The organism is Anaerotignum propionicum (assembly GCF_024461735.1).
Taxonomy (GTDB): Bacteria; Bacillota; Clostridia; order Lachnospirales; family Anaerotignaceae; genus Chakrabartyella.
Genome location: NZ_JANGAD010000003.1, coordinates 283885 through 307356 on the forward strand (window position 1 = coordinate 283885; position 23472 = coordinate 307356).

The following is a 23472-nucleotide window of genomic DNA, read 5'->3' on the forward strand; positions in this document are numbered from 1 at the left end:
GTGTAAATCTAATTGAGGTTTTCTTGCGATGGAACGCCGGATGATGGGAAACCATCATGTCCGGTGTGAAGTGGGGGAAAACTTGGCGATAGTATCAAAGAGTTACCTATCACTATCAAAATATTTTATGGTGTCATTATTTCTACAGCAGTTCTATCGTGAAATGCTTATGGTGGCGGATGAACACAGTGGCAAACTTCCAAATCGTGTGATGATTTATGCAGATGAGATTGGAACTATTCCCAAAATTGAGTCATTTGAAATGATGCTGTCTGCTGGACGTTCAAGAAGAATTTCTGTTGTTCCTATCATCCAGTCTTTTGCACAGCTTGATAAGAATTATGGTAAAGAAGGCGCTGAGATTATCACGGATAATTGTCAGCTGACGATTTTCGGTGGCTTTGCATCTAACTCCGAAACAGCTCAAGTGCTCTCCAAAGCACTGGGTAGTAGAACTGTAATGAGCGGCAGTGTCAGCCGTGGTAAAAATGATCCATCTCAATCTTTGCAGATGATAGAAAGACCGCTCTTAACCGCAGATGAACTGAAGTCATTGCCAAAGGGTAGCTTTGTAGTAATGAAAACAGGTGCTCATCCTATTCAGACGAAGTTAAGGGTATTTCTTGATTGGGGTATTACTTTTGAGAAACCATATGAAGCTGAGGAAAAATCACATCGAAGGGTTTACTATGCGGATAAGGAAGAATTAGAGCAGAACATTATCGAATCCTTAAGCTCTATTGATGTTGAAGATGATTCTGTATTTGCTGTAAATAAAAGACATGGAGGTTTAAATCATACTGCAATAATAGAGCAGGCAGTAGTAACCACATCAAAAGGTAAAGCAGTATTTAAACCGTAAGAAAGAGGGGTAATATGAGCTTTTTCGGAAATCTTTATCGTGAGGATTTGCCATCAAGGGCAAAGATTGTCTACATGTATTTAAAGGACCGCAGTAATAAGGATGGGGAATGCTGGCCGGCTGTCAAAACAATTGCAAAAGACACCTCAATGTCAATCAGTACCGTAAAGAGAGCCATAGCGGATTTAATTCGTTATGGCTTGCTTTCTAAAGAATATCGCTATAGAGAAAACGGAAGTCACACTTCCAATCGATATTTTTTGAAAGAGCAGAAATAGTAAGAGGGTGCCTGAATTTTGAAAATAAAAAACTTTCCGCCTAGAGGGTAATAGGTCTGATTTATGAACGCAGCCTATGTTCATAGTGAACTATCCAGAAGAAGTCACTTTACGAATAGTTTAAAGACAGAGAAAAAGATTTAACTAGCAGAAAAATAATCACTACCGAAGAACATCCGGATCTTGTTTGCAGAATTACTTATACGAAATTTAGCCTATAATAAAATACTATATTTTATATTGCTTTGAAAATTTCGTCTGATGAAGTAAAACAATATGATGGAATATGACAGTTCACTTATATTCCTTGATATAGGAAAAAGATATATCTTAAAATCTTCCAATCATAAAAGGTGCAGGCCATTTTATGGCACTGCACCTGGCTGTCTTATGTAAAATCCTGATTTTACGAAGTTACAGTTCTTTTTTGTTTTCGGAACCAGGAGTTGTAATGATGACCTTTTCGGGAGTAATAATTAAAGCTCCTTTTGCAGTCGCAGCGCCATTGAACATTTTTTCTACCATTGCTTTAAATGTATCAACGATATTTCCTACTGTTACATATTCGGCTTTGCCCTTAATTTGATAGCCTTCAAGATTCTTTGCATCGTACACGGAAATAGCAATTTTTCCATTGTTGGCCTGGACATTTTTTAGGGTGGTTTCAAGGAATACATCACCTACAATAAGTTTGCCGTCGTCGGTTACATCTTTGAATGCGACAGGTACAACATTTGGTTCATTGTTCAGGCATGTTGCCAAATCCCACATGCTTTCTTTCAGTAGCTTCTTTACGTTTTCATTTAACATAACAAATACCTCCATTAGAAATTATTTTGATGTTTGACTACTTTAGTGATTATAGAGAATTGACTTTTGACCTGCAAGATATTAATAAATTAGTTAGATACTATTAAAATTCATAGTAACTTGCCAATACATAGAATGTTATTTATAATTAGTGCAGATAAGGTAGGAGGAGTGGGAAAATGTATCAAAAAAAAATGGATAAAGATATTCGCTGTCCTTTGGAATATGGTCTTGAGATTTTCGGTGGAAAATGGAAGCCTAGGATTATTTGTGTACTTAATGAAAAGAAAATATTACGTTATAGTGGAATCAGAAAAGAAATGATGAACATCACAGACGCAGTATTAGCTTCAGCTTTAAAGGCATTGATTAAAGATGAGATTGTGCAGAGAAAGTCCTTTGATGAGATACCCCCCAGGGTAGAGTACAGTCTTACGCAAAAGGGGGAGTCTGTGGTTCCGATATTACAGAGCATCTGTGGCTGGTCGGGGATTTTTTATAGGAAAGACAGCGACCTTGCTTTAATGCAATGTCAGAAGTGCGATTATAATGCTCGAATTTCAGGGATACGGTAAGGTTGTTACGGCGCAGATTTGGCTGTTTGGAGCGCAGTTCAGAGGTCAGGTTTTACGGTTTGGAATAAAGCTTGTTGCCTAAATTAAAGGATAATTTGTGGAGGGATAATGAAATAATTATGAAAATACGAGATAGGGGACTTGCTGTATTTGTTATCGTACTGTGGGGCATCAATTTTACAGTAATCAAGTTTGGAATAAATGAAATGTCGCCAATGTTATTGATAACATTAAGGTACATATTTGCTGCATTGCCTGCAATCTTTTTTGTAAAGCGACCAGATACTAATTGGAAATATATTGGTGCTTACGGGCTTGCCGTTGGAGTTGGTCAGTTTTCATGCCTTTTTTATGCCGAATATATTGGTATGCCTGCTGGTGTTGCGTCGGTGGTTTTGCAAGCCCAAGCTATTTTCACAATTTTACTTGCAGGTGTGCTGTTCAAGGAACGTATTGGGGTAGGCCAAATAGCAGGACTTATCGTGGCATGTCTAGGTCTAATTCTTATAAGCGGTAGTATTGGTGCACAAGGTGGTATGGTCATACCAGGAAAAGCATTTATTTTGACGATCATTGCCGCTCTTTTTTGGGGAATCTCTAATATCATCATAAGATATGCGTCAAAAGAAGCTGAGGTGCAGGGGAAGAATTTAAATATGTTCAATATGGTTATATGGTCCAGTTTAGTTCCACCGGTTCCTATGATGGTAGCGGCGCTCATCATTGATAAGCCTGTTAAAGTCTGGTATCAGCTTAGCCATATCAATGGATCAGCCCTCTTTTCCATATTATATCTAGCGCTATTCGCAACGCTGATTGGATATGGTCTTTGGAGTACATTGCTTGCCAAATACCCCGCGAGTAAAGTTGCTCCACTGTCACTCCTCGTGCCAGTAATGGGCCTTACTACGGCTCAGAAAATTTTAGGAGAAAAACTTACCACAATCCAATGGATTGGAGGGCTTATCATTATTTTTGGTCTGCTGATATCAAATTTCTCACACTTGCTACGGAATACATGTTTAAAAAATCTTATTAAATCTAAAATGTAAAAGGTGATACTGATAAAATCCATAGTGGTATTTTTATTAAGAAATCCAACCAAAAGTTGGGTATTGTCTATCAGAAAAAAGGTCTTTGTTATTACAGTAAGGAAACAAGCGAAATTAAATGCACTAAATCGAAAAGTTGAGAATCTTTATTGCGAGGATTTGGCATTAGGGGAATTATTATTGAAATATTAACTCCATGACTAAGTATTCAAGGGATACTGATGACAGTATTATTATCCTTGGGGCTTATTCAGGGAGTTTTCTGTTTATATTAGGTTACGGAGAGCATATTGTAAAGTCGAAGCAAACGAATATCTTCTTTTGAGATCTTTAATTGTTTGAGAAGCAAGGCATCTTCTTTCAGCAGAATTTTGGAGAACAGCATTTTCGTTGCTATGGGCATCATCGGACGTGATGACAATCCATTCCATAATCCCCACTTAGTATCTGAATCCAGATGAGAAGCTAAAATTTGAACGCTGGCTTTTTCCATAGGCATATACTGATTTGTGAGTTCAATATTTGTAACAGCGTCATAATGTTCTATGTATCCACAATAGGTGTTTTCACAATGCTGGTAATGGTTATAGTCCGAAAAATTCATATACATTATGATTTTATACCGATTATGTTCTACTTCAGAAAAAAGATCAAATACACACTGAATAATCTGATTTGTTCTTCCATCGAAGACATAGGAAAAGAATTGTGATATACCATTAAAAAAAGATGGACAACTGGCAGAAGTGAGATAGGGAGTTTTTTGGGGGTTGCAGTATAGCAATTGTTCTACGTGTATCTGGAGTGCATCCGCAAGTTCATATAATGTTTCAATATCAACAGCAATTTCCCCCTTTTCATATCTTTTACAAATGATATTTGACATTTCATCCAGAGTTAAATTTCTCTTTTTTCTAAAATTTCGGATACGTTTTCCTATTTCAATTCTGATTTCTGCCATGATATTTTCCTCCTTAAGGGGAATTTCCTAATAATACAAAAACATGCGAAAAATCAGTGCGTTTTTTTGTATACAAAAATTCTAGCATTATAAAAGAAAAAAATCAACAGAGAAGAAAAATATGAAATGAAAAATATACTGTGAAGAGATAATTGGCTTTTTGACTACTTAAGATATTATTGATAGAATACAAGTGCAAAATGAGAGAGCAAAAAGAACGGGGAAGGATGAGAAAAATATGTACAATTTTGATGAATTTATTGACAGGCGGCATACGAATGCTATGAACACACAGATGGTTTTCGTGATTACATTTTTCATGCTGATGAGAGTATGAAATTTCCTTACAAAGATGAGGAATTTATCAGAATGTGGGTGGCGGATATGGAATTTGCTACGCCAGATGTAGTAATTGATGGAATCAAGGAGCGGTTGAAAAAACGAATTTTCGGCTATACCAGAGTATTTGAAGAGAGCTACTATGATGCGTTTGCAGGATGGTGTAAAAATCGTTATGACTGGACCTTTCATAGAAAGGAATTGGTGATGTCAAACGGCATTATTCCGGCATTGTATGAGTTGGTAGAATATATCTGCAAGACAGACGAGAAGGTTCTCTTTCTGACACCTTCCTATGCATATTTTAAATATGCGGCGGATTTTAATAAACGGGACTATTTATGCTCCGACTTAAAAAATGAAGATGGACAGTATTCCATAGATTTCGAGGATTTTGAAAAGAAGGCAGCAGATGTGGAAGGAAGAAGAACTGAAAAAGCTTGCTGAAATCATTAAAAAATATAATCTATGGGTGATTTCTGATGAAATTCACTGCGATTTAATTCGGTTGAATCAGAAACACATTCCCCTTGGGAAAATTATGCCGGATTATGAGAGGCTTATCACTGCTATGGCACCCAGCAAGACCTTCAATCTTGCTGGACTAATGATTTCCAATATTATAATTCGGAATGAAAATTTAAGAGAAGTATGGCTGAGTCGGCATTATAATTTCGATAATCCTCTAAGTATTGCAGCTGCACAAGCTGAGAAAGGTAATGTATGGCTGGAAGAACTACGGGCATACCTAGATGAAAATTTTCAGTTTACAGGTGAGTATCTGTCGAAGCATTTGCCCAAAGCCAGGTATCGTATTTCTGAAGCAACATATTTAGCTTGGGCAGATCTGAATGAATATTTTGAACCTGATGAGCAACTGCCCCTTTTCTTTGCTTATAGGGCTGGAGTTCTTCTGGAGGGCGGAAATATGTTTATACAGAATTCGGATGGATTTATTCGTTTAAATTTAGCATGCCCGAAGGCAACACTGGCTGAGGGTCTGAAACGCATCTGTGAAGCAGTGAATACGAAACACATGGAGAAAACATGGGGGAATAAAAGCATTTAGTGTGTTTTGCACAGTTGAAATTTCTACAACGAGAAACAATACGTGATTTTTCATTGATTGGAAGTCATTTATGTCAAGATACTTTGTATATGTTGGAAAATTAAAAGAGGAAAGTGTCTATTGGTTTTGTAAATATTTTGGTGGTTTCACTCAACTATCATCATTTAAGGTCTTTAGTTGTGTGAAAAAAGAGATAATGTAAAGAGAAAGAAACAGATACAAAAATCAGTGATATAAAATTTTTTGAAAAGCGTCAAATTTTTTTGGGCGGACGAATTAATTTCGTCCGCTTTCTCTATTCTTGATTATTTTTAAGGCCCTTATCTAGCTGTATCTTATGTTTACGCAGCTATACTTTGCAGTATCTGCGAGTCGTACTCCTTTTTGGCTGTTTACTTTCTATGGTAGTACAATATCAATCTTTGCTGCGTATGATATGCAAGAAGTAATAGTTTATCTTTATTATAAAAGGTATACAAACAAAACTCTCTGTGATATGACAGGAAAAGAAGAAAAAACCATTTGAAAGAAGGAACGAATGAGCAATATTTGCAATATATATGACAACTTATATCATAGACATATGTAACTGCTAGGAGATACTATGTTTTATAGAACAGTTTAACTTGATATAGTGATATGCATCTAAATTTTAAGTTAAAATGATGAAATAGCAACCTCCTTGTATAAAATTTTGTTTACTTTGAGAGAATCTAGAAAATTGTTTCCTTTGAACAAATACAAAATATCTTTAATTTAAGATAAGGGGTGACCAATGAATACATATCAAATAATTAAGGGGATCGTGACCATAGGAATCATAATTGGGGGTATTGATTTTTTATTTAACAAGCATCATTCTGTTGGTGAGAGGTTCGAAAGTGGCTTTACAATAGCGGGACAAATGTTTTTATCAATGATTGGGATTATGTCAATTGCGCCAGTAATAGCAAATATTCTCAAACCGTTGATTGTTCCTGTTTTTCAATTTTTTGATGTGGATCCGGCTGTCTTTGGTATGTTTTTAAGTATCGATATGGGTGGATATCATCTTGCGATGTCGCTGGCTGATTCTTCAGGAGTAGGAAAAATGATTGGGTTGATTACATCATCTATGTTTGGTGGAACATTGATTTTTACGATACCCGTTGCAGCAGGTTTAATTAAAAAAGAGAAACTGCCTTTATTCAACAGAGGTTTGCTTTATGGATTAATTGCAATTCCAATAGGAAGTATTATTGGCGGTCTTTTATTGGGAATTGGAACAGGTGAAGTGTTAATAAATAACATTCCGGTTATGATTCTATCTTTTGTTGTAGTTTTGGGATTTCGATTTCATCCAACAGAAACGCTTAAGATTTTTGATGGTCTTGGGTTTTTGCTCACCAAGATAGGAATCATAGGTATAATCTTGGGTTTTGTTGCTTATTTGATAGAAGTGCCGCTCATATCTGGATTTATCCCAATTACCGAGAGTATGGAAATTGTATGCGGCATGATAATATTTTTGGTAGGGAGTTTGCCCATTATTGAGCTTATTACTAGAATGCTAAGAAAACCGCTTTCGGTTATTGGTGAGAAATTTGGATTTACAGTAGCTGATACGAGCGGGTTATTGATTGCAATGGCAAGCAATGTTCCAATGATTGCTTCGATTGACAAAATGAGTGATCGCGGAATCATTATAAATGCTACATGGACGGTGGCTATTTCAGCGATTTTGGGTAGTCAAATGAGTTTTGTCTTGGTATTGAGCCAACATGCATTGTTCCGTTTATGTTATCAAAAATGATAACGGGGATCATTTCGCTTTTAATAGCTTTTTTTGATACGTGTGATGAGAGGTCTGCTAAAATTGAAGTATAATCAATTATTTTATAGTAGAGAGTTTTGAAAAAGGATATAAATTTATTTACAAAGGAAAAGAGGGGAATTATTAATGTTTGGAAGGATTAGTAAAAAGAAAGAAAAAAGAGATGGGGGCGGGATAAAGAATAAAGGTCTTTTAACTAAATTTTTGGCCTTAATTGGTGTACCGATGTTACTTTGTTTTATTGTTGTTGCAATAGTTATTACGAATGTAGTCGGGAAATCAGTTTCTACTCTGACAAATACTGACTTGGAAAAATCATCGATTCTCGCTACGGCTCAAGTTGACACCTATTTTTTGAAATATAGGCAAATGTCCTTGGCTTTAGCGGCCAGCACACAAACTATTGACATTCTCGAGGAGACGAATGCTGGAGAGCACTTTAATAACTCAGAAAACTACAATAAAGTTTTAAAAACTCTTGATAATATATTTAAAGATTCTGATACATTAGTTTCTGTATGGGTTAATGATATAGACTCCAGTACATATATGTTGTCGGGAGGAGTTTTATCTGATGATACCTTCCGGATTACTGAACGTCCTTGGTATAAGGATGCAATGGCGGCGGGGACATTGATTATGACAGAACCTTATACAGATGCAGCATCCAATGAAGAAGTAACAAGTATCATGGCACCTGTCTTCGATAGTACGGGGAGTAAAATAATTGGTTTCGCAGGTGCGGATTTTAGCCTAACTAAAATGGAAAGCATTATTAATAAGTATAAGATTGGTGAAAGTGGTTTTTTTATACTTACAACGAGAGACGGCAAAGTTCTCTGTCATCCTAATTCAAGCAACCTTGGTAAAAATATTAAGGACCTAGATATTTCTGAAGTTATTTCTGAGGCTTTATCGAAAGGAACCCAAGGTTTGGTTGATTATACTTTAGAAGGCGAACATGTACATGGCTATATTTCTATTGTTGGAGATACTGGTTGGACTGTTATATCCGGTCTCCCTGAACAAGAATATAACAAATCGATGAGTGTATTAAACACAACAATGCTTATAATTTTCACACTCGCCCTAATTGTTTTAGGTTTAATTTTGTTTTTAATGGGAAAAAGCATAATTTTTCCGCTCAAAAAACTCAATGATGTTGCTAATGAGATTGCAGATGGAAACTTAGATGTAAAATTGGAGATTGAATCTCGTGATGAAGTTGGTCAAGTAGCAGAATCGGTTAATAGAATTATTTTACGTTTGAGAGGTTATATTGACTATATTAATGAAATCTCTTATGTATTGAGTATAATGGCCCAAGGGGACATGAGGATTCAGCTTAAGCAGGATTATGTAGGGGAATTTGAAGCAATAAAGACAGGATTAATTGGGATTTCGAAATCTCTTAGTCAAACACTTTCTCAGATTCAGAATTCTGCAGAACAGGTAGACAACGGTGCTTCTCAAATTTCTATAGCTGCGCAGGATCTTGCGGCAGGTTCCACAGAACAAGCAAGTTCGATTCAGGAGCTTTCAGTATCTATCGCAGAGATTTCTGATAAAGCTAATTGCAATATGAAGAAAGTTATTTTAGCAACTGATTATATCGTTGAGGCAAGCAATAAAGTCGAACAAAGTAATAATCATATGCAAGAAATGCTTACTTCGATGAAAGAAATTAATGATTCATCAAGAGAAATCCAAAAGATCATTAAGGCAATCGATGATATTGCGTTTCAAACAAATATTCTTGCCCTTAATGCCGCGGTTGAGGCTGCAAGAGCAGGTTCAGCAGGAAAAGGTTTTGCTGTTGTTGCGGAAGAGGTTAGAAACCTTGCTGCGCGCTCTGCAGATGCCGCAAAACAGACTGAGGCGCTTATTTTATCATCAATAGAGGTGGTTCGCCATGGTTCTGGAATTACAGAATCTACTGCGCAGACTTTGCGGGAAGCGGCGATGCATACCGAAAAGGTTCAGTCTATAATTTTTGAAATACAAAGTGGTACGCAAGAGCAAGCAAACTCTATTGAACACATAAATCAAGGTATTGGGCAAATTTCTTCGGTTATTCAAACGAATGCTGCTACGGCAGAACAAAGCTCTGCTTCAAGTGAAGAGCTTTCTGCACAAGCTGCTCTTTTATATGATGAGTCAAAAAAGTTTGTTTTAGCTGAATATCCAGAATGGCGAAGCAGCTATGAAATAAATGATTGATATAAAGATTCATTCGTTTTAGATGAAAATAAATTAATTGTTAATCTAGTAAGCTAATATACAACACTGCGCAACGTTCGCATAGGGTGTAAGTCTTTTATGATTAGAGTGCAGTCTACACGCATGTATTTTAAAAAACTATAAAATGATGTTGCACTTATATTAGGCTAGGTATGGATAACTCAGTTCAAATCAAAAGATAAGCAATATTTGCAATTATTTGAGCAAAAAAAGTTATAGACAAACAAAGAAAATATTCCTAGAATTATAATAAAAAAGTATTTTTATATGGAATAGAAAGAAGGGTGTATATGTCAAACAAATTAAAATTGATGGATACAATATCACAAGGGATTTATATCATTGGAACAAAGATGAATGATAAATATAACTTTATGACGGCAGCATGGATAACACAAGTATCGTTTTCTCCATGCAAAATTGCGATCTCTGTTGATAAATCTCGTTATAGCACTGATTTAATTAAAAAGCAGGGAATATTTACGGTATCTGTACTAACAAAAGGGCAAGAAAATGTTGCTAAAATATGTGGATTTCAATCCGGGAAAGATGTAAATAAATCTGAACGGGTAAATTATGAATTAAATGAAGAAGGGTTGCCAATTATAAGAAACTGTGCAGCACAAATGACGTGTAAATTAATTGATACATTTGATGCAGGTGATCATTTTCTGTTTGTGGCGGAAATAGAGAACGGAGAAGTAGGCGAAGAAGAGCCTCTAGTATATGTATCCTCCTCTTATTTTTCTTAATGCTAATGTAGTTAGTAAAATAAAAATACAGTTCTGAAGTTAATCGGAGAGCTCCGATTAATATATACAGCTTTAGACATAAGCCTTAATAAACAAATAAAAGAGTTGTTCCATTTTGGAACAGCTCTTTTATTTGTTTATTCTCATAGAAATCTTTTTGTACTCCGATGGAGACAATCCCGTTATTTTTTTAAAAGCCCGGAAGAAATTGCTGTAGTTATCAAATCCCATAGTTTTTGCAACATCAGCAGCTTCTTGAGTTAACAAAATCTTTTTTGCAATTTCAATTTTTTTGTCTAGAATATATTTGCCGAGAGTAAAACCGGTGTACTTTTTAAAAGTATGACATAAGTAATATGTGCTAAAATGCAACTCGTTTGACAATAATTCCAGAGAAATTGTATTTTCAATATTAAGATCAATAAATTGAATGATTTCAAAAATTAGCGTCATGTGTTTGGAATTGGCAGTTTTAAATTCTAAATCATCATGATAATTATCAAATATATGTGAAAGTATTAAAAGTATCAATCCTTTTTCGAATATGTCAAAGCCGTTTTCAATGGTTGCACCATGAAAGCTCTTAAACAAGCTGATTAATGAATTGGTTTTATGGTCTTCTAATTGTCTAATAGGATAAATATTGTTTTTATTACTGAAAATATTTAAAAGATTCGATTTTTGTGATGAGGCAAAATGTATAATATTTGGTGATATATCAAGGCAGTATCGATAGCAATTTTTACTAGTGATATCTATTTTATGTTTTTCAAAGAGATTCACCAGAATCAAATTGTTGTTATATAGTGGATATTCTTGATTTTCTAAAGTGACATATCCTAGTATCTCGTTATTATCATTATTTTTCGCTTGAACCAATTGTACTTCATAAAAATCATGATATTGCAGGTGTTTTCCATAAGCATACTCATATTTGTCATCATAAATAAACAAGGTGTATCTTTTTTTGCTGGGATAAATATTATCGTGTGATAGGTATTTAGCTTCCATAGCAATGTACACTCCTCTCAGAAAAGTTTTACCAATTTGTTCTTTTGTCAAAACAATTGAACAATATTTGCAATGTATAAGACAAAATAAGATATGGACATATGTGTTTAATATTTATAAAATAATAACAAGGTTAATCGTTATTTCAGTATGAATTGTTCACATGTTTCCGATGAAAAATAGTAACAACTGGATTTAGATAGAGATAATGCATACACATCAAGGTTATTTTAAAAATGGTGTTGTGCAATCTGTCAGGGGCTTCCCTTGCAATATGTACCCATGAAATCCGGTTTTATTATAAAAAATTATTTAAGAAAGGAGGAATCTGTTTGCATGTCGAAGGATTTAAAGCTTCTAAATCAATTAACCAGAAATTTTGTAATAAAAAATCAAGGAAGAGTGATGCATATGATATGAATACCCCTGCAAGGCTCATACAAGCAACACTCAGCCCTGATTTTATTGCCCCGTCGATTGAGCGTACTCATTATACAACTGAATTCGTGAAAAATCAAGATTATTTTAAAGTGTTATTTCTTACAGAAAAGTTAAGACATATTACTGAAAAATTCCAATTGCCCTTGAATAAAAAATTAGACAGTTTAGAAAAAGCGGTTTTTGAGTTGGTGAAAAATGGGTTGCCCGTTATGAGCAATTCTTCGACAGAGATAAGTTGCCGATTATGGAAGCGCAATAGAGTAGCAAATTGAAACGAGTTTGTTTCAAATTTCAGTATCAATTGTATAAAGTGCTGGAAAAAAATTTCTAATGTCTGTTAAAGGACCCTGATGTAAAAGCAAAACTTATTTTACTTTTAGAATCTAATTTGAAAGGGGAACTAAAATGAGCAATTCAAGTGGAAATGGAACGGGTAGTTTTAATAGTCGTTTTGGCGCTATTATGTCAATGACGGGTATGTGCGTCGGCATGGGAAGCGTGTGGCGCTTTCCTTATATGGTTGGTCAGTATGGCGGAGGTTCATTCATTGTAGCATATATTGCATGTATGCTGATTGTTGTTTTGCCCCTCGGTATCATTGAGTGTGGTATTGGTAAGGGCTTTGAAAAAGGTATGATTGGTGTCTTCACAGATGCTTTGAAAAATAAAACCGCTGGAAAGATTTTCGGAGCTATCTTTTCTCTAGGATATTTTTCAATGAATTTCTTCTATTATGTCGTATTAGCTGCCAGCACATACTTTATCTATTCCAGCGCTACCAGTGAATGGAACAGAACCAGTCCTGAACTAATTTATGAAGGCTTAGCAAAGAATACAACATTAATTGCAGTTATTTCTCTTATTCTGGTTGTTGCAACTATCTATATCATTATAAAGGGTGTTGATAGCGGTATAGAGAGAATGAGTAAGATCATGATTCCGCTGATGTTCATTTTCTTCATCGTAGTAGTGTTCTTTGGAATTTTCTTTATTGACGGTATTCAACAGGGCTACAACTGGTACATTGAGCCGGATTTGGCTATATTGGCTAAACCTGACATATGGATTGCAGCAATGAGTCAAGCGTTGTTTGCTGTGGGTGTTGGCCCCGGTTGTGTATTAATTTATGGTAGCCATTTGAAGAAGACCAGCGATGTAACGCTGAATATGACCACAGTATGTCTACTGACTTGCTCGGTAGGTGTTATCGTGGGAATGGCTTTGATTCCGGCTTGCATCGCTCTAAACCTGAATCCTGAGTCCGGTTCTATGCTGATTTATGTTATTATACCTACTTTGCTATCCAAGATTCCTGGTGGTGCTGTTGTTGGTATATTGCTATTTCTTGCAATATTCTTTGCGGGTTTCTCTACTGCGATTGCGCAGACAGAGGTTGCTGTCGCAACATTTGCTACTGATTTTAACTGGGGCAGAAAAAAGGCAGGTCTTTTCTTCGGCGTAATTAACGTTGTAGCTGCTGTAATCGCTGCATACAGTATAGCCTTCTATGACTTCTGGAATAACTTTTCCGGAAACTATCTGTTCATTGGAACTGCTGGCATTGGTGCTATTGTTTACGTATATATAATCAATGCGGAGAAGGTTAGGAGAAAATTCCTCAATCCCAGCAGTGATATTCGAATGGGCGAGTGGTTCAGCAAATATGCAAAAATCATCGCGGCTCCTATTATGATCATAATCATGATAAACTCGTTGTTCCCGATATTTCTGTCTAGTGAGACTTCTTTTACAAAAGGGGATGTGCCTGAGACGTTGACAGTGGCGACTATCATTACATTGGCAGTGATTGTTCTGGGATTGTTTGGTATTACTATCAAGATGCTTCACAAGTGTTTAACCACTGAAGAAAGAACAGAGGAAGAAGTTTTAACATACGAGAGAGAGCAAGAAGTACCAATTGTATAAGATTCGAAAGGAAAACCTTTGAAAAAACTTATATATCAACGTGATAGAAGAAAGGGGACTTAATATGAGAGTAGTATCACATCCTGTTTTAGGTGAGATGCAGGATATAGAATGGGTGAATATCATTGTGAATGGAAAACCTATGAAGGCAAAAAAAGGAGAAATGATTTTGGCAGCGTTGTTATCGGAAGGCATCATTGTGAATCGGTACACAACAAAAAAACACGAACCAAGAGGGATTTTTTGCGGCATAGGACAATGCACAGATTGTATGATGGTCGTAAATGGAATTCCTGGTGTGCGAACCTGTATCACTCCGGTAGAAGAAGGTATGACGGTGGACGTGCAAGAAGGGTTAGGAAGCTGGAGGGGTGACAAATGAAACAATGTGAAATGCTTGTGATAGGTGGCGGCCCTGCCGGACTTTCGGCAGCGATTGAAGCGGCAGAGGCGGGTGTTAAGGTTATTATTGTAGATGCAAATGAGAAGGCCGGTGGGCAGCTTTTTAAGCAGATACATAAATTTTTTGGCTCGAGTATGCACCGTGCAGGGATTAGAGGTATGAATATAGGTCAGGAATTACTGGAACGCTGTGAGAAACTCGGTGTGGAGATTTGGCTGGATAGCTTAGCTATTGGTATGTACAAGGGCAATATTGTAGCGGTGGATGTGAAGAAAAGTCTTACAGAGCATAAGTTAGAAAAAATTCAAGCAAAAAAAGTTGTGATTGCAACGGGGGCTTCGGAAAATGCAGTACGTTTTCCAGGCTGGACATTACCCGGAGTAATGGGTGCAGGTGCGGCACAAACCATGGTTAATTTCCATAGAGTTCTTCCGGGAAAAAAGGTTCTCATGATTGGTTCAGGAAATGTTGGATTAATTGTTTCCTATCAGTTGATGCAAGCAGGAGCAGAAATTGTAGGTATTGTGGAAGCGCAGCCGAAAATTAACGGCTATGCGGTGCATGCATCTAAGCTGACAAGAGAAGGAATTCCTATTTACACCGGTTATACAATTGTAGAGGCTTGTGGCGACGAGAGAGTGAATAAAGCAATTATTGCAAAAGTAAATCCTGATTGGTCTATAGAACCAGGAACAGAGATCACCTTGGATATTGATACAATAGCAATCGGTGCGGGCTTAAAGCCGTTAATCGGAATGAGCTACATGAGTAACTGTCATTTAATGAATGATAGATTCTTAGGTGGATGGGCACCATGCCATAATTACAGCATGGAAACGACAACAAAGGATGTTTATGTTGCTGGTGATGCATCTGGTGTAGAAGAGGCTAACACTGCAATCGAAGAAGGAAAAGTCTGCGGCATTGCGATTGCACAAGCGTTAGGATATTTGGAAGAAAAAAAAGCAGAACAAATGAAAAAAGATGCATGGGGACGATTAGCTGGGTTGCGTGAGGGTGCTCATGGTGCCGAACGTACGGCAGCAAAGGAAAGACAGTTACTCGAGTACAAAAAAGTAATGGAAGGTTAAGGTGATGAACGAATGAAGTTGAAAGAAACTGGCGTTCTGACAACAGCAGATTTAAAGGAAATGGGACGCTACCCATCAGAAGAAAGAATGAAAAAAGGCCCTGTTGCAGTGGCTGAATGTGTTCAGGATATTCCTTGTAACCCATGTGAAACTTCTTGCCCTTTTAAAGCAATTCATGTTGGAGAGAATATTTCAAATCTTCCCAATGTAAATGTGGATGTATGCAATGGCTGCACCACTTGCGTTGCTGCTTGTTCAGGTCTTGCAATATTTGTGTTGGATAAGTCTTACTCCGACAGCGTTGGAAAGGTTAGCTTTCCTTATGAATATGGCCATTCCTTTAAAGTAAATGACGTTGTTAAAGCAGCAGACAGAAGCGGGAAGAATGTCTGTGACGGAAAAATTTTAAAAATTACAAATACACAAAAGGCGGATAAAACTACCATTATTACCTTGGAGGTACCCATTGAATGGGTTGACGAAGTAAGAAGTATTTACCGTGACAGACAACAGCAATTAGTCAAAGAAGTTTTATCAGAAAAATTAGGTGACGATGTAATGGTTTGCCGCTGTGAAGAAATTACGGCTGGAGAGATAAGAGCGGCGATTCGACAAGGCGCAACGGATATTACAGGGGTTAAATTGCGCACAAGAGCGGGGATGGGTCTGTGTCAAGGACGTACTTGCGAAGCACTTGTTAATCAGATTATTAGGCAGGAATTAGGGAACTCACCCGAGGAAATAGGGTTTTCAACGCCAAGAACACCTCAAAGACCGGTGACATTTGGTACATTAGGAGGTGACCTCGATGAATAAAACTTATGATGTTGTAATTGTTGGAGCTGGTGTAATTGGTACAAGTTGTGCATACCATCTTGTAAAAAAGGGGTTCCAAGTTGCACTTGTTGAAAAAAAGGATCTTGCACGAGAAACATCTAGCCATTGTGATGCCGTAGCCCTTATTCCCGACAAAATGCCTGGTATTGATGCAGCAATGGGCTATGCCAGTATCCAGAGATTCAAAGAGTTGGAAAAAGAATTGGATTACGATTTCGAATTCCATCAAAACGGAAGCTTGCACCTTTGTGAAACGGATCAGGAAATGGAAATTGCAACAAAATATGCAAATGATTTGATTGCAGAAGGCTATGCCATTGATATTTTAAATCCTCAGGAGCTTTTGGAAAAAGAGCCATTCCTTGCAACAGATTTAAAAGGAGGTTTGTTTAGCCATGAATGTTGTGGCGTGAATCCCTACAAGCTATGCTTTGCCTTTGTGGATGCGGTTGAAGGAAAAGGTCTTGATGTTTACACACACACAACGGTAACAGATATTAAGCGTGATGCTGAAAATAACGTAGTTGGTGTAGAGACAGACAAGGGAATTCTTAAGACAAATAAAGTGGTGAATTGTTGCGGCGTTTGGGCACCGGAAATCGGAAAAATGGTCGGAATTGATATTCCTATTAAACCAAGAAAAGGCGTTATTTTAATCTCTGGTGCAGGCTTCCCCATTTGTAAGCAGAAAATTCATGAATTTGGCTATATGGTATCTAAGTTTGACGATATTCAATGCGAGAGAGATCCTGAGGCTGAAAAATATAATGTTGCTTTTACCATCGAACCTTCCGCAGGAAATAACGTGCTGATTGGCAGTAGCCGCAACTTTGATGGATATGATGTAGATGCAGAGATTGATATTATTCGTGTAATTGCCAAGAGAGCAGTTCGTTTCTTGCCTATTTTAAAGGATATAAACTGTATCCGTTCTTACGCAGGGGTTAGACCATTTATCGAAGAACATTTACCGTTGATTACCCATGTTAAGGAGATCCCCGGATATTATATTGCCGCAGGGCACGAAGGCGATGGTATTTCCATGTCACCTTTAACGGGAAGATTGATTTCTGAAATGATTGCAGGCGAAGAACCTTGTATGGATGTTTCACCTTTTAGTTTTAGTCGCTACAATAAATGATTTTTTTACATAATTAGGAGGATATTATGAGTAAAGCACCTATTGGACTTTTTGTACCACTGGTTACCCCATTTCATACAGATGAAAGTATCAATTTTGATGCATATAAAACCATTATTGATTACACAATCGAAAATGGAATGCATGGGATATTAGTAGGAGGGAGTACCGGCGAATATCATATGATGTCGTTGGAGGAAAGAAAAGAGGTTATTAAAAAAGGTTGTGAATTTGCCAATGGCAGAGTTCCTGTTATGGCAGGAACTGGCGAATATACTGCAAAAGCAACCATTGAATTGACAAACTATGCAGCAGATTGTGGGGCAAAATGGGGTTTGGTATTGCCACCATTTTATCAGCAGACAAGTGAAGAAGGCATTTATGAATTCTTCAAAGAAATCGCAGAAGGCTCTAAAATCGGCATTGTAATTTATCATAATCCCGGTTCAACTTGCGTTGAATTGTCACCGGAATTTATTCGTAGATTGGCATTGATTGATAACATTGTTGCTGTAAAAGAAACTATTGATGAACGTCATACTAGCCAAACTTATGCAGCAGTAAGAGATATCCCTGATTTTGTTGTTATGGAGGCGGAGGAACATCTTCTTATGCCCACATATTCACTGGGTTCTAAGAGTGCATTTTCTATTGTTTTTAATCTTTTACCCAAAGAAATGCGAGAAATGTATGACTTAGCAGTAGTTAAAAATGACTTTAGAGCAGCAGCAGAACTGAATCAAAAACTTGTTCCTTTCTATGATTTAATGGAAGCAGAACCATACCCAGGACCCGTGAAGGCAGGTTTGGATGCTATCGGTTTGCCAGGAGGCATTGTAAGAAAGCCTCTTACACAGCCCAGTGATGAATTAAGAGCAAAAATGCGTGAAGAACTCAAAAGGCTTGGTTACAAAGTAAAATAAAAGATTCCCAACAGAGGAGGTCTTGATATGAGTAAATATATGGATGGTAGACGTTATGGTTATTTAACACCCGGCAATGACGGAGGTTATTACAAAGGAATACAGGGACAACAAGTAGCAGGGTATTCAGTTGGTATTGTATATATTGAAAACATCAATTACCCAATTTTACCGGGTAATGTAGTGAATGCTTATACCTATAATTTTCCGGTTAGAATGAAGGCTGTTTCCAACTTAACGAATGACCGACTTTTCAATAATGATCCCACAATAGTGGATGATATTATTTTTGCGGCGAAATCTATGGTTGAAAACGAAGGCGTGAGAGCCATTTGCAGTGCTTGTGGCTTCTTTGGAAATTACCAAAAGCAGGTTCGGGAGGCAGTGGATGTTCCTGTTGCTATGAGCAGCTTGGTACAGATACCTTGGATTCAAACTTTAATCAAACCAGGACAAAAAATTGGTATTTTAACTGCCAATAAAGACTCCATGACCAATGCACTTTTAGAGAGCTGCGGAGTTGTAAACAAAGACAATCTTGTCATAAAGGATGCCTTAAAGACAAAAGAATTCGCTACAGTTGTTAATATGAGAGGCTATTTTGATAATAGCATTGCGAAAGAAGAAATTGTAGCACTGGCACGGGAATTGGTAGAAGAAAATGATGATTTAGGAGCTATATTGTTGGAATGCAGTGATATGCCTCCCTATGCTTATGCAGTACAGGAAGCGACACAATTACCAGTATTTGATTTTATTACCTTAATTAATTGGCTTCATAATGCAACAGCACAAAGACCATATAATGGCTGGATTTAATTAAGATAACTTTTAATTCGTGAAAGACATAAGAGAGAAAGAAGGAGAATGAATATGACTATTCAGGCAATAATTGACAATGCGCGAAAAGCATTCGCCGAGATCAGCGATTATACACAGGAACAAATTGATCATCTGGTTTATGAGAGCGCAAAGATTATTTATCAAAATGCAGTACCTCTGGCAAAGATGGCTGTTGAAGAAACAGAACTTGGCTGTGTTGAAGACAAAATTGGAAAAAATACAGGTACGGCTGCTGTTTTCTGGGATTATCTGAAAGATAAAAAATCTGTAGGGATCATTAATGAAATTCCCGAGCAGGGTATCATTGAGGTAGCTCATCCTGTAGGGGTTATTGCTGCTATCACACCTGCTACAAACCCTACGGTTACACCTCTGGGTAACTTCATGCACGCATTAAAAGGCAAAAATGCCATTATCATTTCCCCTGCACCTCGTGCGGAAAAAACCTCTACCAAAACGGTAAACTTAATCAGAGAAGCCTTGGAAAAAAATGGCGCTCCCACTGACCTGATTCAGATCGTGGCAGGTGCAACCATTGAAAAATCCGCCGAATTAATGGAAAAATGCGACTTGGTATTAGCAACAGGTGGACCAGGACTCACCAAGGCAGCATACTCCAGCGGAACTCCCGCTTACGGCGTAGGCCCCGGCAACCCTCCTGTTATTTTGGACAGAGATTATGACCTGAAAACAGCGGCAGAGATGACAGTAATCGCAGTTGGCAGTGACAACGGTATCCTGTGCGATGGTGACAACTTATTGCTGTATCCTCAAGAAGTGGAAGCAAAATTCTTTGAAGAAATGAAGAATGCAGGCTTTGTGGTTTACGAAGATGCTAAAGATGTGGAAAAATTCCGCCAGGCGTTGTTTCATGACGGTAAGGTAGACAGCGGTCTGGTGGGCAAGGACGCTTTCGTTATTGCAAAGGCTGCGGGCTTTGATGTCCCTGTGGAAACCAAGGTGCTTGCAGTGAAAATTGACGGCGTAGGCAAGGATGATGTTTTCGGTCATGAAATCATGGGACCTATTGTGGTTATGAAATCCTACGATAAATTTGAAGAGGCAGTGGATATGGCAGTTAGAAATATGAAAGAGTCTGGTGGTATTGGTCATACCGCTGGTCTGTTCAGTAACAATCAAGAGCATATTAGGTATGCCGGAGAAAAAATACCTGTGGCTCGTTTGTTAGTAAACCAGCCTACACCAGATGCGTGGGGACCTGCTACTAACGGTCTATCACCTGCAGTATCTGAAGGATGTGGTACATGGGGAAACAATATTTTGGCAGGAAACGTTGACTATATACATCTGATTAATGTATCAAAAATTGCAATGCCCCTTGATGTAAAAGTGCCGGATGCGGCTAGCATTTTTAAAAAGTAACGACAAGGAACGTGCCGGGTCTATGAAAGAACGGAGTGGTGAGAAGGCTTAAAAAGATTTCATGAATAAATCGAAGCTTATAAGTTATGAAATAAGTGGAATATATAGGAGAAGTTCGAATAGACCGGATTTAAATGATAGACATTATTCAAATTCCCTCTCGAAGTGTCATGCCGAAAAATATTTGGAAGTGTCTAATCAAAAACAAATGAAAACGGGCTTTTTTAAGAAGCGATTTCCCGAGACAGTTTTCTTAATCACATATTCATAGACCCGAATTATTATATTGTTAATTTTACATAGGAGAATGAAAAGGAGGAAGTAGTTATGGTAGGTAAAAAGGTTGTACATCATTTAATGATGAGCGCAAAAGATGCTCACTATACTGGAAATTTAGTAAACGGGGCTAGAATTGTGAATCAGTGGGGCGACGTTGGTACAGAATTAATGGTTTATGTTGATGGTGACATTAGCTTGTTCTTGGGCTACAAAGACATCGAATTCACAGCTCCAGTATATGTTGGTGATTTTATGGAATACCATGGCTGGATTGAAAAAGTTGGGAGCCAGTCCTATACATGTAAATTTGAAGCATGGAAAGTTGCTAAGATGGTTGATATCACAAACCCTCAGGATACGCGCGCAACAGCTTGTGAGCCTCCGGTAATGTGCGGAAGAGCAACGGGCAGTTTGTTCATCGCAAAAAAAGATCAGAGAGGCCCTCAGGAATCATCTTTTAAAGATAGAAAGCATCCTGGTGAATAAGGAAGTTTTTTAGTATCTTGTGTTTTAAATTGTACATTGCTTTAGTTATATAAGCGGACGAATTTATTTTGTCCGCTTTTTCTATAATCAGAGGTGTACTTTTATGAGGAAGGTGGAGACCCAATTCCATTGATGCCAAGAAACTTAATTGTAGCGTTTATTTTTCACTGGGGGCACTTTCACTATGAAGCAGAAGTAAGTTATGCATTTCTTGTAAAGACGAATCCGCTTGGAGTCTTCAGGAAGACGGTTTTCTTTCTTCTTAAGGGCGTAAAGATATAGGAGGAACAAGTTTATGAAACAGCCAACTAGTATTTTTAATGATGTTGTGGGTCCGATAATGACTGGACCATCAAGCTCACACACAGCAGGACCGTGTAGAATCGGTTTGATTGGATACCAACTATGTTTAGGTATACCAAAAACAATTCGTATTTCATTTGATAAATCTGGTTCTTTTGCTTCAAGCTATAATTTGCAAGGAACAGACAGAGGTTTAGTAGGCGGATTACTTGGAGTTTATCCGGAAGATAATCGGTTACATGACATATTAAAGGAAGCCAAAAATAAAGATGTAAATGTATCTTTTCATATTACTGAATTTGAAACCGACCACCCTAATACAGCAAAAATTAGTTTGCTTACGCATAATGGAGAACAAATTAAACTAATAGGGCAGTCTACTGGTGAGGGAATTTTTAAGATTGTTGATATTAATGGTTTTTCTGTACAAATTATGCGAGACTATTACGAATTGATTGCTATGAGAAAGATTGGCTGCGAAATTAAAGTTCTTCAGTTACTGCAAGGAGTAGATATACAAGTCAATTATACTTCAGTAGTTAAGTGATGAAATAATGGTTAATGTTAAATTTAGGGAACCATTAGACAAGGAGATTTATAATAAAATCCGTAATTTGCATGAAATCAGATGGACTCGTCTTTTAAATCCAGTTTTACCAGTGCTCGCTAGGGCTAATTGCGAGATTCCTTTTTTGACAAATGAAGATATGATGAAATGGATTGAAGAAACAGGGTCTGAATATTGGGAGGGTGCGGTTTATTATGAGTAAAAAGAGGAGGTATATCTAAAGAAGAGGTATATAATAAAATGGGGTATATAGCTCAAGTCATGGAAGAATCCGTGTATGAGGGCTTAAATAATCCAAAGCCAGGGCAAATAATTAATGCTAGAGCAGGCAGATATTTAAATGATTCCAAAAATCAAAGGTTGATACCATTGGGAGTGATGGATACTGCAATCGCGTGGAGTATGGCTGTTGTAGAAGTTAATAGCAGGTATGGACGAATTGTTGCCGCACCCACAGGTGGGGCATGTGGCGTAACTCCAGGTGCTATTTTAGGTGTTGCTGAGCATTTGTGTTTATCTAAGGAAGATAGAACAAAAGCATTACTTGCGGCAGGAATAGTGGGCCTGTTCATAGCTGAGCATGCAACATTTGCGGCAGAGATTTGTGGTTGTCAGGCTGAATGCGGAGCCGCCTCTGCAATGGCTGCGGCAGGAGTTGTTCAATTATATGTCGGAACGCCTAAACAATGTGCTGCTGCAGCTTCAATTGCGTTGCAAAATGTTTTGGGGATGGTCTGTGATTCAGTTGCAGATTTAGTTGAAGTGCCGTGCCTTGGTAGAAATGTTTTGGGGACGATTAATGCCATTTCTTGTGCAATATGGCAATGGCCGGCGTAGAGGAAGAGGAAGTAATTCCTCTTGATGAAACAATTGTTTCTATGCTAGAAGTTGGAAAACTGATGCCGAGTGAATTATGCTGTACAGGAAAAGGTGGATTAGCAATTACTGAGACGTCTAAATTCATAAAAAACGAGTTGGGGTACTAATGGTTTCGACGACCAAAATGACATCAGAATCACTTAACTATTTCTGCCTTACCCTTTGCCTCTTACATTTTTAAAACAACTGTTCCTTAAGGGAAGCTT

23 protein-coding genes and 2 pseudogenes are annotated in these 23472 nt (G+C 37.4%); 22 read left to right on the forward strand and 3 right to left on the reverse strand.

All coding sequences use genetic code 11. The features are described 5' to 3' along the window. Positions 1-115: 115 nt before the first annotated feature. Together NE558_RS06385 and NE558_RS06390 are read left to right on the forward strand one after the other, a co-directional pair. Positions 116-862: pseudogene (locus NE558_RS06385) on the forward strand (type IV secretory system conjugative DNA transfer family protein); the annotation flags it as partial. Positions 863-876: 14 nt separating this feature from the next. Continuing rightward, the gene (locus tag NE558_RS06390; protein WP_066085623.1) at positions 877-1140 is read left to right on the forward strand and encodes a helix-turn-helix domain-containing protein; all 264 of its coding nucleotides are present in this window, start codon (positions 877-879) and stop codon (positions 1138-1140) included. A 414-nt stretch (positions 1141-1554) separates the two neighbouring features. Here NE558_RS06390 and NE558_RS06395 read toward each other — a convergent pair whose 3' ends face one another. Beyond that, a complete protein-coding gene (locus tag NE558_RS06395) occupies positions 1555-1950 on the reverse strand; it encodes a pyridoxamine 5'-phosphate oxidase family protein (RefSeq protein ID WP_256149119.1) in 396 nt (131 codons plus the stop codon). Between the two features lie 179 nt (positions 1951-2129). Between NE558_RS06395 and NE558_RS06400 the strand changes: the two genes are divergently transcribed. Beyond that, positions 2130-2525 (forward strand): winged helix-turn-helix transcriptional regulator, encoded by a 396-nt coding sequence (locus tag NE558_RS06400; RefSeq protein ID WP_256149121.1) that lies wholly within the window; start codon positions 2130-2132, stop codon positions 2523-2525. A gap of 119 nt (positions 2526-2644) precedes the next feature. Beyond that, entirely contained in the window at positions 2645-3577 is a 933-nt protein-coding gene (locus tag NE558_RS06405) for an EamA family transporter (RefSeq protein WP_256149122.1), read from the forward strand. 271 nt (positions 3578-3848) lie between these two features. Here the strand turns inward: NE558_RS06405 and NE558_RS06410 are convergent, their stop codons facing one another. Next, positions 3849-4538, reverse strand: coding sequence for a helix-turn-helix domain-containing protein (locus NE558_RS06410; RefSeq protein ID WP_256149123.1), 690 nt, complete (start codon positions 4536-4538; stop codon positions 3849-3851). A 333-nt stretch (positions 4539-4871) separates the two neighbouring features. On the opposite strand from NE558_RS06410, the gene NE558_RS14440 reads away from it, so the two are divergent. The 5 genes from NE558_RS14440 to NE558_RS06430 all read left to right on the forward strand — a co-directional run bounded on the left by NE558_RS14440 (position 4872) and on the right by NE558_RS06430 (position 10752). Further along, positions 4872-5324 carry a hypothetical protein gene (locus tag NE558_RS14440; protein ID WP_305145004.1) on the forward strand — a complete coding sequence of 151 codons (453 nt, stop codon included), beginning with the start codon at positions 4872-4874 and terminating at the stop codon, positions 5322-5324. Then, positions 5290-5946, forward strand: a complete 657-nt coding sequence (locus tag NE558_RS14445; RefSeq protein WP_305145005.1) for an aminotransferase class I/II-fold pyridoxal phosphate-dependent enzyme — start codon at positions 5290-5292, stop codon at positions 5944-5946. Before NE558_RS14440 ends, NE558_RS14445 begins: the two co-directional genes overlap by 35 nt. Positions 5947-6721: 775 nt before the next feature. Next, complete coding sequence (gene eutH / locus NE558_RS06420; RefSeq protein ID WP_256149124.1) at positions 6722-7738, forward strand: ethanolamine utilization protein EutH; 1017 nt, start codon at positions 6722-6724, stop codon at positions 7736-7738. Between the two features lie 147 nt (positions 7739-7885). Continuing rightward, positions 7886-9979: a methyl-accepting chemotaxis protein gene (locus NE558_RS06425; protein ID WP_256149125.1), complete on the forward strand. Its 2094-nt coding sequence runs from the start codon at positions 7886-7888 to the stop codon at positions 9977-9979. A gap of 311 nt (positions 9980-10290) precedes the next feature. After that, positions 10291-10752: a flavin reductase family protein gene (locus NE558_RS06430; protein ID WP_256149127.1), complete on the forward strand. Its 462-nt coding sequence runs from the start codon at positions 10291-10293 to the stop codon at positions 10750-10752. Between the two features lie 129 nt (positions 10753-10881). On the opposite strand, the gene NE558_RS06435 is transcribed toward NE558_RS06430, so the two are convergent. After that, on the reverse strand, positions 10882-11763 hold the full coding sequence (locus tag NE558_RS06435; RefSeq protein ID WP_256149128.1) for a helix-turn-helix domain-containing protein: 882 nt from the start codon (positions 11761-11763) through the stop codon (positions 10882-10884). 332 nt (positions 11764-12095) lie between these two features. On the opposite strand from NE558_RS06435, the gene NE558_RS06440 reads away from it, so the two are divergent. From NE558_RS06440 to NE558_RS06500, 13 genes and pseudogenes are all read left to right on the forward strand, one after another. Continuing rightward, positions 12096-12476, forward strand: a complete 381-nt coding sequence (locus NE558_RS06440; RefSeq protein ID WP_256149133.1) for a hypothetical protein — start codon at positions 12096-12098, stop codon at positions 12474-12476. Between the two features lie 133 nt (positions 12477-12609). Beyond that, a complete protein-coding gene (locus NE558_RS06445; protein ID WP_256149134.1) occupies positions 12610-14130 on the forward strand; it encodes a sodium-dependent transporter in 1521 nt (506 codons plus the stop codon). Positions 14131-14194: 64 nt separating this feature from the next. Then, on the forward strand, positions 14195-14512 hold the full coding sequence (locus tag NE558_RS06450) for a (2Fe-2S)-binding protein (protein ID WP_256149135.1): 318 nt from the start codon (positions 14195-14197) through the stop codon (positions 14510-14512). Further along, positions 14509-15624: an NAD(P)/FAD-dependent oxidoreductase gene (locus tag NE558_RS06455; protein WP_256149136.1), complete on the forward strand. Its 1116-nt coding sequence runs from the start codon at positions 14509-14511 to the stop codon at positions 15622-15624. Before NE558_RS06450 ends, NE558_RS06455 begins: the two co-directional genes overlap by 4 nt. A gap of 12 nt (positions 15625-15636) precedes the next feature. Continuing rightward, positions 15637-16440: a (2Fe-2S)-binding protein gene (locus tag NE558_RS14450; protein ID WP_305145006.1), complete on the forward strand. Its 804-nt coding sequence runs from the start codon at positions 15637-15639 to the stop codon at positions 16438-16440. Beyond that, the gene (locus NE558_RS06465; protein WP_256149137.1) at positions 16433-17602 is read left to right on the forward strand and encodes an NAD(P)/FAD-dependent oxidoreductase; all 1170 of its coding nucleotides are present in this window, start codon (positions 16433-16435) and stop codon (positions 17600-17602) included. The genes NE558_RS14450 and NE558_RS06465 overlap by 8 nt, the downstream gene beginning before the upstream one ends. A 26-nt stretch (positions 17603-17628) precedes the next feature. Next, positions 17629-18525, forward strand: a complete 897-nt coding sequence (gene dapA / locus NE558_RS06470; RefSeq protein WP_256149138.1) for a 4-hydroxy-tetrahydrodipicolinate synthase — start codon at positions 17629-17631, stop codon at positions 18523-18525. Between the two features lie 27 nt (positions 18526-18552). Beyond that, entirely contained in the window at positions 18553-19344 is a 792-nt protein-coding gene (locus NE558_RS06475) for an aspartate/glutamate racemase family protein (RefSeq protein ID WP_256149139.1), read from the forward strand. 54 nt (positions 19345-19398) lie between these two features. Further along, entirely contained in the window at positions 19399-20751 is a 1353-nt protein-coding gene (locus NE558_RS06480) for an aldehyde dehydrogenase family protein (RefSeq protein ID WP_256149140.1), read from the forward strand. A gap of 327 nt (positions 20752-21078) precedes the next feature. Beyond that, on the forward strand, positions 21079-21516 hold the full coding sequence (locus NE558_RS06485; protein ID WP_256149141.1) for a hotdog fold domain-containing protein: 438 nt from the start codon (positions 21079-21081) through the stop codon (positions 21514-21516). A gap of 295 nt (positions 21517-21811) precedes the next feature. Then, entirely contained in the window at positions 21812-22366 is a 555-nt protein-coding gene (locus NE558_RS06490; protein WP_256149142.1) for a serine dehydratase beta chain, read from the forward strand. A 7-nt stretch (positions 22367-22373) separates the two neighbouring features. Next, the gene (locus NE558_RS06495; protein ID WP_256149143.1) at positions 22374-22589 is read left to right on the forward strand and encodes a hypothetical protein; all 216 of its coding nucleotides are present in this window, start codon (positions 22374-22376) and stop codon (positions 22587-22589) included. A 59-nt stretch (positions 22590-22648) separates the two neighbouring features. Further along, positions 22649-23373 (forward strand): annotated as a pseudogene (locus NE558_RS06500) (L-serine ammonia-lyase, iron-sulfur-dependent, subunit beta). Positions 23374-23472: the final 99 nt, after the last annotated feature.